12 protein-coding genes and 2 pseudogenes are annotated in these 12,309 nt (G+C 67.9%); 11 read left to right on the top strand and 3 right to left on the bottom strand.

The window, feature by feature from the left end:
• The 4 genes and pseudogenes from Q7S93_RS14410 to mmcB form a co-directional block, all read left to right on the top strand.
• Positions 1-482 (top strand): annotated as a pseudogene (locus Q7S93_RS14410) (ferritin-like domain-containing protein); the annotation flags it as partial.
• A 210-nt stretch (positions 483-692) separates the two neighbouring features.
• Positions 693-1,823, top strand: a complete 1,131-nt coding sequence (locus Q7S93_RS14405) for a ferritin-like domain-containing protein (RefSeq protein WP_304714609.1) — start codon at positions 693-695, stop codon at positions 1,821-1,823.
• An 88-nt stretch (positions 1,824-1,911) separates the two neighbouring features.
• Positions 1,912-2,469 (top strand): lipocalin family protein, encoded by a 558-nt coding sequence (locus Q7S93_RS14400; protein ID WP_304714608.1) that lies wholly within the window; start codon positions 1,912-1,914, stop codon positions 2,467-2,469.
• A 49-nt stretch (positions 2,470-2,518) separates the two neighbouring features.
• The gene (gene mmcB, locus Q7S93_RS14395; protein WP_304714607.1) at positions 2,519-2,971 is read left to right on the top strand and encodes a DNA repair putative endonuclease MmcB; all 453 of its coding nucleotides are present in this window, start codon (positions 2,519-2,521) and stop codon (positions 2,969-2,971) included.
• Between the two features lie 4 nt (positions 2,972-2,975).
• Here the strand turns inward: mmcB and Q7S93_RS14390 are convergent, their stop codons facing one another.
• Both Q7S93_RS14390 and Q7S93_RS14385 read right to left on the bottom strand, forming a co-directional pair.
• Entirely contained in the window at positions 2,976-3,533 is a 558-nt protein-coding gene (locus Q7S93_RS14390) for an ActR/PrrA/RegA family redox response regulator transcription factor (protein ID WP_304714606.1), read from the bottom strand.
• 93 nt (positions 3,534-3,626) lie between these two features.
• Entirely contained in the window at positions 3,627-5,009 is a 1,383-nt protein-coding gene (locus Q7S93_RS14385) for an ActS/PrrB/RegB family redox-sensitive histidine kinase (protein WP_304714605.1), read from the bottom strand.
• Between the two features lie 75 nt (positions 5,010-5,084).
• On the opposite strand from Q7S93_RS14385, the gene Q7S93_RS14380 reads away from it, so the two are divergent.
• The 3 genes from Q7S93_RS14380 to Q7S93_RS14370 all read left to right on the top strand — a co-directional run bounded on the left by Q7S93_RS14380 (position 5,085) and on the right by Q7S93_RS14370 (position 7,838).
• The gene (locus Q7S93_RS14380; protein WP_304714604.1) at positions 5,085-5,696 is read left to right on the top strand and encodes an SCO family protein; all 612 of its coding nucleotides are present in this window, start codon (positions 5,085-5,087) and stop codon (positions 5,694-5,696) included.
• Between the two features lie 109 nt (positions 5,697-5,805).
• Complete coding sequence (locus Q7S93_RS14375) at positions 5,806-7,077, top strand: polyhydroxyalkanoate depolymerase (protein WP_304714603.1); 1,272 nt, start codon at positions 5,806-5,808, stop codon at positions 7,075-7,077.
• 11 nt (positions 7,078-7,088) lie between these two features.
• Positions 7,089-7,838, top strand: a complete 750-nt coding sequence (locus Q7S93_RS14370) for a M48 family metallopeptidase (protein WP_304714602.1) — start codon at positions 7,089-7,091, stop codon at positions 7,836-7,838.
• A gap of 15 nt (positions 7,839-7,853) precedes the next feature.
• Here the strand turns inward: Q7S93_RS14370 and Q7S93_RS14365 are convergent, their stop codons facing one another.
• Positions 7,854-9,833, bottom strand: a complete 1,980-nt coding sequence (locus Q7S93_RS14365; RefSeq protein WP_304714600.1) for a transglycosylase domain-containing protein — start codon at positions 9,831-9,833, stop codon at positions 7,854-7,856.
• Between the two features lie 342 nt (positions 9,834-10,175).
• Between Q7S93_RS14365 and Q7S93_RS14360 the strand changes: the two genes are divergently transcribed.
• The 4 genes and pseudogenes from Q7S93_RS14360 to Q7S93_RS14345 all read left to right on the top strand — a co-directional run.
• Positions 10,176-10,514, top strand: coding sequence for a CC_3452 family protein (locus Q7S93_RS14360; protein WP_304714599.1), 339 nt, complete (start codon positions 10,176-10,178; stop codon positions 10,512-10,514).
• A 100-nt stretch (positions 10,515-10,614) separates the two neighbouring features.
• Positions 10,615-10,950, top strand: a complete 336-nt coding sequence (locus tag Q7S93_RS14355; RefSeq protein ID WP_304714597.1) for a PaaI family thioesterase — start codon at positions 10,615-10,617, stop codon at positions 10,948-10,950.
• A gap of 190 nt (positions 10,951-11,140) precedes the next feature.
• Positions 11,141-11,695 (top strand): F0F1 ATP synthase subunit delta, encoded by a 555-nt coding sequence (locus Q7S93_RS14350; RefSeq protein ID WP_300575364.1) that lies wholly within the window; start codon positions 11,141-11,143, stop codon positions 11,693-11,695.
• Between the two features lie 4 nt (positions 11,696-11,699).
• Positions 11,700-12,309, top strand: a pseudogene (locus Q7S93_RS14345) (F0F1 ATP synthase subunit alpha); the annotation flags it as partial.

Below are 12,309 nucleotides of genomic sequence, written 5' to 3'. Positions count from 1 at the left end.
AGCTGGTGATGACCGACGAGGCCTTCCACCACAAGTTCGGGAAGATCTGGGCCGACCGGACCATCCCGCACCTGAACGCCGAAGAGCACGCCATCATCGAGGACTGGGCGGCCCACTGCTTCCAGACCCTGCTGTTCAACCTGGTCTCCCCCAGCCAGCAGCGCGACCTCTATGAGGAGTTCGGCCTCGACCCCGACAAGGTGATCGCCGAGATGGCCGAAATGGTCACCGACGAGACCCGCCGGGAGAATATGAAGGAGCAGACCAACATCTTCCGCGTGCTGGTGAAGACCCTGCTCAACGCTGGCATCATCACCGACCGGACGCGGGCCTTCTACGCCATCTATGTGGACATGGATGAACTCAAGGCCGAGGGCGACCGCATGGTCGGCGACGACATCGCCGAAGAGGGCATCAAGTACCTCCAGGAGATCAACTTCAAGGACCGCCACGCCGCCCCGGTGACCATCGCCGCCGAATAGGCCCAGGCGTCATCTGCGCCATCGAAACGCCCGCCGGACCCCCGGCGGCGTTTTTTGTGGCCGGGCGCCGCAAAATTGACGCCGGCGTCACGTATTCCTTTGACGAACACCGGTCTGAGGAGGCAGGCTGGTTCCAAAGCCAGAGAGACGTCCGCCGAGCGTAGATCGGAGCAAGGGCGCCCAAGCTTTCCCAAACCCCAGGAGGAACGAATGGCCGCTGACGGCAACATCACCAAGGACATGATCTACGACGCGGTCGCGCCGGACGACTTCGAGTCCATGCTGCACCTGGACCGCTACAATTCGCGCTCCACAGCCTTCGACAAGATCATTTCGGCCACCCACGACCATTTCTGGGATCCGCTGGACAAGAAGTACATCGACTTCGACGAGCCCTGGGACATGGACAATGACGCCCTGGTGCCCGAGGACCTGGTGGTGGCCCTGCAGACCGAATATGTCAGCAACCACCTGAGCGATCCGAGCCTGCGCGCCCAGTTCATCAACAAGTCGCTGCTGCGGTCCTTCTCCTCCATCCTGCATGGGGAGCAGGGGGCGCTGAACCTGTCGGCCAGCCTGTGCCACGTCCTCTACGACCAGGGCGCCCAGGAATACGCCGCCAACCAGACCCGCGAAGAGGCCCGCCACGTCACGGCCTTCGCCAAGTACATCAAGGCGCGCTGGGGCCGGCCGGTGGAATGCACCAAGGTGCTGCAGGACCTGCTGGTGGACATCATCGGTTCGCCGGAGGTCTATAAGAAGATCATCGGCATGCAGATGCTGGTGGAGGGCCTGGCCATGGGCGCCTTCGCCACCTTCTATCAGAAGCTCAACGATCCCCTGGGCCGCAAGCTGATGCAGCTGGTGATGACGGATGAGGCCTTCCACCACAAGTTCGGGAAGATCTGGGCCGACCGGACCATTCCCAAGCTGACCCCGCAGGAACACGAGATCATCGAGGACTGGGCGGCCCACTGCTTCCAGGTGCTGCTGTTCAACCTGGTGTCTCCCAGCGAGCAGCGCGATCTCTATGAGGAGTTCGGCCTCGACCCCGACAAGGTGCTGGAGGAGATCCAGAAGCTGGCCACCGACGAGGCCCGCCGCGAGGACATGAAGGAATCGACCAACATCTTCCGGGTGTTGATCAAGACCCTGCTCAACGCCGGCATCATCACCGACCGCACCCGGGCCTTCTACGGCATGTATGTGGACATGGATGAACTCAAGGCCGAGGGCGACCGCATGGTCGGCGACGACATCGCCGAAGAGGGCATCGTCTATCTGCAGGCCATCAACTTCAAGGAACGGGCCCTGAAGCCGGTGACCATCGCCGCCGAATAGGCGCGCCGATCCTTTGAACCTTTGACGCCCGCCGGCGACCCCGGCGGGCGTCCTTGTTCCGGGCGCATTGTTTTTCTAGGCTTATGGCATGCAGATCCATGTCCCCCGCCGCGCCCTCGGCCTGTTTGCTCCCGCCGCCCTGGGCGCTGCCCTCCTGGCGCTCGCCACCCCTGCGCCCGCCGCGGCCAAGGCGCCCGAGCCCGCCAACCGGGTCGAGCTGACCAGCATGACCGGCCGCTGGTACGAGGTGGCCCGCACCCCCAACGCCATGCAGAAGGCCTGCGAGGCCGCCACCGCCGACTGGACCCGCTCGGGCGCCGGCTATTCGGTGGTCCAGACCTGCCGCCGCGGCGCGCCGGACGGTCCGAAGAAGGAATGGAAGGCTAACGCCACCTCGGTTGATCCGGAGAAGAACGCCAAGTTCAAGCTCAGCTTCTTCGGCGGCGTGATGAACCAGGAATACTGGATCCTCGATCACCGCACCGACCAGGGCTGGCTGATCATGGGCACGCCGGGGGGCAACTATGTGTGGCTGCTCTCCAAGGCGCCCCAGCTGAGCGCGGCGGTCCGCAACCAGGCCATCGCCCGCATCAAGCAGCTCGGCTACGACCCCGCCACCCTGGAATTCCCGCAACAGGCAAGGTGAGGCGGACCGCCCCCTTGCCTTGGGAACGAAGGCGGAACATGGTGGGGCCATGGATCTCGTTCTGAGCACCTGCGCGCCGGTCTCCCGGCCTGAGATCACCCAGGCGGTGACCCGGGGGGCGGCGCGGTTGCTGGCGGCGCTGGGCTACGCGCCGCTGACCGAGGTCTGTCTGCCCAATGGCCGGCGGGCCGATCTGATGGCGCTGGGGCGGCGCGGCGATCTCTTCATCGTCGAGGTGAAGTCGAGCCTGGAGGACTTTCGCACCGACCTGAAGTGGCGGGAGTATGAGCCCTATTGCGACGCCTTCGCCTTCGCCGTGGCCCCGGAATTTCCCCAGCACATCCTGCCCGATGATCCGGGCCTGATCGTCGCCGACGCCTTTGGCGGGGCGGTGCTGCGCGAGGCGCCGGTGGCCAGCCTGGCCGGGGCGCGGCGCAAGGCGCTGACCGTGGCCTTTGGCCGACTGGCGGCGCTGCGGGCCGGCGCCGCCCTGGTTCTTTAGGTCCTCAGCGCGGGGCGCGCTTGGCCAGGATCCGCTGCAGGGTGCGCCGGTGCATGTTCAGCCGCCGGGCGGTTTCCGAGACATTGTGGCCGCACAGCTCATAGACCCGCTGGATATGCTCCCAGCGCACGCGATCGGCGCTCATGGGATTGTCCGGCGGGGCGGCCACATCGCCGGGCAGGGCCAGCAGGGCGCGGGCCACGTCGTCGGCGTCGGCGGGCTTGGACAGATAGTCCACGGCGCCGGCCTTCACCGCGGCCACGGCGGTGGCGATATTGCCATAGCCGGTCAGCATGATGATCTTGGCGTCGGGGCGGGCCTCGCGCACGGCCTCCACCACCTTCAGCCCCGTGCCGTCCTCCAGGCGCATGTCCAGGACGGCGAAGGCCGGTGGATAGACCTTCACCGCGGCCAGGGCCTCCGTGACGCTGGCGGCCAGCACCGGCTCGAAGCCCCGGCCCTCCAGGGCGCGGCCGAGCCGGGTTCGAAGGGCCATGTCATCATCCAGAAGCAACAGGCTCTTGTCTGGCAAGGCCTCGATCTGGGTGCTCAAGTCGCTCATGAACCGCCACCCGCGCGTGCGGGCCTCCCTCCGTGCGTGTATTGGATACTGGAGTGCTCCGGCGCCTAACTGCAAGTCCCCAAAGGGTTTTGGTCAGCCATGGTCGAGCTCGATCCGGCCCCGCGGCCAGCGCACCGAGACCACCGCCCCCCGCGGCCGGCCATTCTGGAAGGCCACCACCGCGCCGGTGCGCTCCAAAAGAGTCTTGGAGATGAAGAAGCCCAGGCCCATGCCGATGTGGCCGGTGCGCGAACCCTCCGCGCCCGGCCGGCTGGTCACATAGGGCTCGCCCAGGCGGGCGAGGATTTCCGGGGCGAAGCCTGGGCCATCGTCGCGGACCTCCAGGGCGACGGTGTCGGCGTCGAAGCGGGCGGTGACCAGCACCTCGGAGGTGGCGAAGTCCACGGCGTTCTCCACGAAGGAGCTGATGGCGTGGATCACCTCCGGCATGCGGGCCAGGCCGGGCTTTCGCACCCCTGGCGCGCCGGTGACGATGGCCTCCAGGCGCACCCCCTTCACATCGCGATGGGGCTCGATCACCTCTTGCAGCAGCTGCAGCAGGCTCATGCGCTCATGGACCTCGTCCGAGGCGTCCGGCGCTTCGGTGAGCCGGGCGAGGATTTCGCGGCAGCGCTGAGCCTGGGCCATCAGCAGGTCGGCGTCCTCGCGGATCTGCGGGGTGGTCGCCTCCCGGGCCATTTCCTTGGCGACGATGGCGATGGTGGCGAGCGGCGTGCCGAGCTCGTGGGCCGCCGCTGCGGCCAGGCCGCCCAGGGCCGTCATGCGCCGTTCACGGGCCAGCACCGCCTGGGTGACGTCCAGCGCCAGGGCGCGCCGCGCGGTCTCCTGGGCGGCTTCGCGCACAAAGGCGGCGGTGAAGGCCAGCCCCAGCAGCAGGGCGGTCATGGCGCCCAGCCGCCATCCCAGGGGCCAGGCGGCCGCAGGGGTTTCGGCGCCAGGCAGGGGTAGGGCGAGAAAGCTCAACACCGCCCCCAGTCCCATGGCCAGGACGCCCAGGACCAGGGTCGGCGCCAGGGACTGGGTGGCCGCCGCCAGGGCCAGGGGTGGAATCATCAGCACGACGAAGGGATTGAGGATGCCGCCGGTCAGGAAGACCAGGGCGGCGATGCGGATGATGTCGAAGCCCAGCTGCAGGGTGGCCTCGGCCGGGTTCAGCAGCCGCTGGCCCGGCGTGGCGATTCCGACCAGCAAGTTCACCCAGGCGGCCAGGCCCACCAGGCCGAAACAGATGGCGTAGGGGGCGGGCAGGTCCAGCAGGGCGGCGCTGACCGCCAGCACGGCGGCCTCGCTGGTCACCATCACCCAGCGCAGGGTGACGACGGTGCGAATCCGCAGCCGGCCCTGCTTGAGGACCGCCTCGTCCCAGGCGAGCTCGCCTTGCAGCAGGGCGGTGCTTTGCCTATCGAGACCCAGGGGGTCCTTCAGGCCTGCCGATCCGTCATTCTTGAGGGCCATTGCCCTGAAGATCACCGAGATCGATGGTCATGGCGAGCCCCAAACTAAACTGCACGCCCTGCGCGAGGTCTGGCCATGTCGAAACGTTCTCTGATCCTCATCGCCCTGGTGGCGGTCGTCGGCCTGGCGGTGGGCGCTGGCCTCTTCTGGCAGATGGGCGGCGGACAGGGCGCGGGCGACGGCGCCCAGACGGCGCAGGGAAATGTGGGCGGTCCCTTCCAGCTGATCGATCAGGACGGCCGGCAAGTGGATGAGAGCGTGCTGGAGGGCCAGTGGAACATCGTCTTCTTCGGCTTCACCTATTGCCCCGACATCTGCCCCTCGACCCTGCAGGCGATCGATGTGGCCAAGCAGCAGCTTGGACCCCGGGGGGATGATCTGCAGACGGTCTTCATCTCGGTCGATCCTGAGCGCGACACCCCCGAACAGCTGAAGACCTACCTGTCCCTGGACGCCTTCCCCGACAATGTCATCGGCCTGACCGGCACGCCCGAGCAGGTCGCCCAGGTGGCCAAGGCCTACTATGTCTATTATCGCAAGTCGGGCGAGGGCCCCGACTATACGGTCGATCATTCCACGGCGGCCTATCTGATGGACCCCCAGGGGCGCTTCAACCGCGTCCTGGCCTTTGGCATAGCGCCCGACGAAATGGCCCGCCTGATCCGCACGGCCATGCAGGAAGGCTAGGCGCCCGCGCGGCGTCCGGTCGCAGGGCGGCGGGTCCTGCGGAACGGCCAGGGCTGGACTCCGTTAAGGCGCGGCGTGATATGTTGCAGCGCACAAGGACGTTTGGCAGATGCTCTATACCCTGCACGAGACCAGCTATTACGGCGCGACGCCAATGCGCCTGGCCGCCCTGGCGACCCGGGACTTCTGGAGCTCCCCGCTCAATCCGGCCCGGGACAGCGAGCTTGGCCGCCGGCTCTATGCCACGGCGGACCTGTTCTCGAACCTCACCCGCCGCTACCGGCGTCCGGAATGGGGCATCGACTCCGTCAGCATCAATGGCGAGAGCGTCGCGGTGCGCACCCAGACGGTCTGGAGTTCGCCCTGGGCGAAGCTCACCCATTTCAGCCGCGACATGACCGACATGCGCCGGGCCGGCCGCACCCGGCTGGAGCCGCCGGTGCTGATCGTCGCCCCCCTGTCGGGGCACTACGCCACCCTGCTGCGGGGCACGGTGCAGGCCTTCCTGCAGGATCACGAGGTCTACATCACCGAGTGGGAGAACGCCCGGTCGGTGCCGGTGATGGAGGGCCGTTTCGACTTCCACGACTATATCGACCACATCCGGGACATGCTGCGGTTCCTGGGCCCGCGGCCCCATGTGGTGGCCGTCTGCCAGCCGGGGCCGCCGGTCCTGGCCGCCGCCAGCCTCATGGCCCAGGATGACGAGGCGTCCCGCCCAGCCTCCATGACCTTCATGGGCTCGCCCATCGACGCGCGCTTCTCGCCGACGGTGACCAACAAGCTGGCTGAAGAACGCCCCTTCGCCTGGTTCGCCTCGAACATGGTCTATACGGTCCCGCCGCCCTATCCGGGCATGGGCCGCCGGGTCTATCCGGGCTTCGTCCAGCTCTATTCCTTCATGTCGATGAACATCGAACGTCACAAGGAAGCGCACCTGCGCTACCTCGAGGACCTGATGGGCGACGATGGGGACTCCGCCGACAAGCACCTGGAATTCTATGACGAGTACCTGTCGGTCCTCGACCTGACCGAGGAATTCTATCTCCAGACGGTGGACTACGTCTTCCAGCGCTACCTGCTGCCCAAGGGCGAACTGATTCACCGTGATCGGCTTGTGGACCCCGGCCAGATCAAGGACATCGGCCTGCTGACCGTCGAGGGCGAGAACGACGACATTTCCGGCATCGGCCAGACCCAGGCCGCCCACGACCTCTGCGCCAATCTGCCGGCCGCGTTGAAGGTCGACTATGTGCAGCCCCATGTGGGCCATTACGGCGTGTTCAATGGCCGCCGCTTCCGGGAGGAAATCTATCCCCGGGTGCGGGACTTCATCGCCGATCATCAAAGCCGCTTCGACAAGTCCGCCAAGCCTGCATAAATCAGGGGGACATGAGTCCCTTTGGCCGCAGCTTCGCCGATGGCGACCGGATCGAGATCTCCGGCGCCGTCATCCGCCTGAAAGTGCATGCGCGGGCGCGCCGGGTGTCTTTGCGCCTGGACCGCAGCCGGCGTGAAGTCGTGGCCACGGCGCCAAGCCCGCGACGCCTGGGGGAGGCCGCGGCCTTCGCCCGCGATCGCATCGACTGGATCCTGGCGCGCCTCGCCGAACTGCCCAGCGCCCTGCCGCTCGCGCCCGGCGCCCGTCTGAGCCTGTTCGGCGCAGAGGTCGTGCTGGGGGTGGGCGCCGGACGGGCCAGGCTGGTCAAGCCCGACCCCGACGGTCCTGGCCAGATCCTCGCGCCCGGCGCGGGCGAACCCTATGCCCGGGCGGTTCAGCGGGTGGTGAAGCGCCACGCCCTGGAAGAGCTCAGCGCCCTGACGGCGATCCACGCCCGCACCCTTGGCGCGGCGCAGCCCAAGATCGCCCTGACCGACGCCCGGTCGCGCTGGGGCTCGTGCAAGCCGGCGGTGGGCGTCCAGCCGGCGGTGATCCGCTATTCCTGGCGCCTGGCGCTGGCCCCGCCGGAGGTGTCCGACTATGTGGTCGCCCACGAGTGCGCCCACCTGCGCGAGCTGAACCATGGCCCGCGCTTCTGGGCCCTGGTGGAGGCGCTGGTGGGTGATCCGGCCCCCCATCGGCAGTGGCTCCGGCTCCACGGCGCGCGGCTGCACGCGGTGGGCGCAACCGAGGCGTCATAGGCCCCGGCCGACGGCTCAGTAGGGGATCGGCTCCGGATTGCCCGGCGGGCTGGGCTGAGGGGCCGGATCGCCGCCGATCATGCCGCCCACGCCGTCCAGGAGATCGCCGATGGGATCGACGGCCGGCGTCTGGGGCGGGGGATCGATCGTGCCGCCCGGGATCTGCTGGGCGTTCAGCCGGGGCAGGGCCGCGGTCATGAAATCCTTCCAGATCCGGGCCGGCGCGCCCCCGCCGGCGACCCGGCGCATGGCCGAATTGTCGTCCTTGCCGACCCAGACGGCGGCGACGAAGCCGCCGGTGTAGCCGACGAACCAGGCGTCCCGATAGTCGTTGGTGGTGCCGGTCTTGCCGGCCAGGTCGTAGCCGGGGACCTGGGCGGCTGTCCCGGTGCCGCGGGCCACGACGCCGCGCATCATCTGGTTCATGTACTGCAGGGCGGGCGAGCCGATCACCGACTGGCGCTGGGGCTTGTCCACATTGTGGTCATAGAGAACCCGGCCGTCGGAGGTGCGGATGCGCTCGATCCCATAGCCCTGGGCCTTGAAGCCCCCATTGGCGAAGGGGGCGTAGGCCTGGGCCATCTGCATGGGGCTCACCTCGACGGCGCCCAGCGCCATGGAGGGGTCGAGCTGGATATTGCCGGTGATCCCCAGGCGGCGCGCCGTAGAGGCCACATTGCCGGTGCCGACCTCGCTGGCCAGCCGGGCGGCGACGGTGTTGGTGGATTGGGCCAGGGCCTGCTCCAGGGTCATTTCCCCACGGAAGTCGCCGGAGTAGTTGCGCGGCTCCCAGTCGCCGATGCGCAGGGGTTCATCGACCACGCGGACGTTGGGGGTGCGCCCCTGCTCCATGGCCGTGAGATAGACGAAGGGCTTGAAGGCCGAGCCGGCCTGACGCCTGGCCATGGTCGCCCGGTCGAACTGGCTCTCCTGATAGTCGGCGCCGCCCACATAGGCCCGCACCCGGCCCTCGCCGTCGAGGGCCACCAGGGCGCCCTGGCCGATGCCTTGATCGGCGCCGGCGGCCACGCCGCGGCGCACAGCCTGCTCGGCGGCGGTCTGGATGGGCAGATCCAGCGTGGTCTCGACCACCAGGTCGTCGGTGGGCTCGCCCACCAGGGCGCGGACCTCGTCGTCGATCCAGTCGACGAAATACTGCGCCCGCTGGTTGGCCAGGGTGGGATTGACCCGCACGGGATTGTTGAAGGCCTCGGTCCGCTCCTCGGGGGTGATGGCGCCCAGGCGGACCATTTCGTCCAGCACCACGGTGGCGCGGCGGGCGGCCCGTTCGGTGGCCGAGACGGGGCTGTAGCGCGACGGCCCCTTCATCATGCCGGCCAGCAGGGCGGACTCGCCCACGGTCAGCTCCGGGGCGGGCTTGTTGAAATAGCGCTGCGAGGCGGCCTCGATCCCATAGGCGCCGCCGCCGAAATAGACCCGGTTCAGATAGAGCTCGAGGATCTCCTTCTTGGAGAATTTCATCTCCAGCCAGACGGCCAGGATTAGCTCCTGGGCCTTGCGGCGATAGGTCTGGGCCGGCGTCAGGAACAGATTGCGCGCCAGCTGCTGGGTGATGGTCGAGCCGCCGCGCAGGGGGCCGCCATCGCTGGTCATGTTGTAGTACTGCGAGCGGATAATGCCCCAGGGGTTGAAGCCGGGGTGCCAGTAGAACCAGCGGTCTTCGATGGCGATGAAGGCTTTCGGCACATGCTCTGGCAGGGTGTCGAGGTCCACGGGCGGGGCGTATTGCGACCCGCGCACCGCCACCAGGGCGCCGGAGCGGTCCAGATAGGAGATCGAGGGCTGGCGCTCGACATCATAGAGCTTGGAGGTGTCCGGCAGGTCGACCGCGAAGACGGCGAAGAAGGCCGCCATGAAGATCAACCCCCAGACCCCGATCACCGCGGTCCAATAGAAGAAGGCCTGCAGCGGCGTCCGACGGGCGCGGCCGCTCCGGCCCGAGCGGGGCGATCCTGGCGGTTGCGAATTGGCCATTCGTCGTCCTAGCCGTTCTTATAGAGAGCGTGCGCGTCTCGGCGCCTGGGTTTGGCGCGATCCTTTATCCGAACCCCACAAAACGCGCGACAGGGTTGATGGGGGATGAACGGGGCGATTCCACGGCGCAGGTGACCTGGGGGAAGGGGGGCGTCGGGGCCTCGCGTCTTCAAACTTGCATAGCCGTCCAACGCAAATGGCGGTTGCGCCCAATCTTAACGCCGTTATCTTAGCGTTGCTTAGTTCGAGGGCGCCAGGCGATGGGGATAGTCGCAAGGGGTTTTCGGGCCAGCCGGCGCCGCCGCTTCGCGCCGCTTCCTCCCCAACCCCGGAGTGCGACCCATGATGATCCGTAACACCGCGGCCGCCGCCGCGGCCTTCCTGACGCTGGCCATCGCCGGCCAGGCCGCCGCCCAGCAGATGGTCACCGCCAAGCTCGAGCAGCCCGTGGCCGAGCGCACCAAGCTGGTGGCCGGCGGCGCCGTTTTCTGGTGCGAAGGCGCCGAATGCGTCGCCAGCGCGACCAACTCGCGCACCTTCATTACCGCGACCTGCAAGGACCTGGCGGGCAAGTTCGGGCCCATCGCGGCTTTCGCAGACAGCCGCAAATCCTTCGACGCCGAGCGCCTCAGCGCCTGCAACGAAGCGGCTCTGCCCAAGACGCAGGTCGCCAACCGCTAAGTTCGGCCTCCCAGCCGTCTGTTATCGAGCCTGTCAAACTGGGCGCCGGGCCTCCGGCGCCCTTTTTCTTTTGCCCGTTGCGCCTTAAAGGGGCGCGGCCATGAACGCATCCTCCCCCGCCTCCAGCGCAGCCGCCCCCGCCGCCGCCGCGCGCCTGATCCATAGGGCCCAAGCGCCCGCCGGCCCGGCGCCGGCCGCCGCCCTCCTCGAACCGGCCATGGCCGGCGCCATCGGCGAGGCCGCAGCGCCGGTCTCCCTCACCCTCGACTACGGCGCGCCCCTCGTCGCGGGCGAAGCCGTCACGGTGGAGAGCTGGGTCGAGCGGGGGACGCGGACCCTGGTCTTCGTCCATGGACGGGTGCTGAAGGGCGACGGCGCCCTGGCCGCCACCGGCTCTGCGGTGTTCCGCAGGCTCGACGCCGCCGCCCCGGCTTAGGCGAAATGGCCGATTTCCCAGACGCCGGTTTGGTTGCGGCGCCTAAAATCGCGTGCTATCAGGCGCGCGGCTTAGGGTCGGGGGGTGGACCTCCTCTTTCGGCGACGTGCTTTTTCAAGCGCTTTCAAGCCTTTAGCGGTGGCGGATATTCTTCTGTCGCGGCTTTTGACACGCACCGGGCGGACACATAGTGGCGGACGATTCCAGGACTTCGAATGTGGGCGGCAGATATGCTCAGGCCCTGTTCGATCTCGCGAACGACGAGAACAAGATTGCGGCGGTCGAAGCTGACCTCAAGTCGCTGAAGGCGATGCTGGCCGACAGCCGTGACCTGCGCGTCCTGCTGGCCTCGCCGGCCTTCGGCGCCCAGGACAAGAGCAAGGGTCTGGCCGCTGTGGCGGCCAAGGCCGGATTTGATCCGACCACCCGCAAGTTTCTCGGCCTGATCTCGGCCAATGGCCGGGCCTCGGCCATTCCTTCGGTGATCACCGCGTTCCAGGCCCTCTCGGCCGAACGTCGGGGTGTGGTTTCGGCCCACGTGACCACCGCGCTTCCCCTGTCTGCGGACCAGGCCCGGGGCGTCTCCGCCGCCCTGCGCCAGGCCCTGGGCAAGGACCCTGAGATTGAGACCCACGTCGATCCGTCGATCCTTGGCGGCATCAAGGTTCGGGTCGGCTCCCGTCTGTTCGACGCTTCGCTGGGTACGAAGCTCGACTCGCTGAAATTCGCCCTCAAGAGAGCGTAAGACCATGGATATCCGCGCCGCCGAGATTTCGGCCATTCTCAAGTCGCAGATCGCCAATTTCGGCGAAGAAGCCGACGTTTCCGACGTCGGCCAGGTTCTGTCCGTCGGTGACGGCATCGCCCGGGTCTTCGGCCTCGACAACGTCCAGGCGGGCGAAATGGTCGAGTTCCCCAAGGCCGGCGTGAAGGGCATGGCCCTGAACCTGGAGCGCGACAATGTCGGCGTCGTGATCTTCGGCGACGACCGCGCCATCGGCGAGGGCGACGAAGTCCGCCGCCTCGGCGAAATCGTGGACGTGCCGGTGGGCAAGGGCCTGCTGGGCCGGGTGGTGAACCCCCTGGGCGAACCCATCGACGGCAAGGGCCCCATCATGGCCACCGAGCGTCGCCGCGCCGACGTCAAGGCGCCGGGCATCATTCCGCGCAAGTCGGTGCACGAGCCGGTGCAGACCGGCCTGAAGGCCATCGACGCCCTGATCCCCGTCGGCCGCGGCCAGCGCGAGCTGATCATCGGCGACCGCGGCACCGGCAAGACGGCGCTGGCCATCGACGCGATCATTAACCAGACCGGCGGCGACCTCCTCTGCATCTACGTCGGCATCGGCCAGAAGGCCG

It is taken from the genome of Phenylobacterium sp., from assembly GCF_030646615.1.
Taxonomy (GTDB): domain Bacteria; phylum Pseudomonadota; class Alphaproteobacteria; order Caulobacterales; family Caulobacteraceae; genus Phenylobacterium.
The sequence above is the reverse complement of the archived record's forward strand: the minus strand, read 5'-3'. Positions and strand labels throughout refer to the sequence as shown.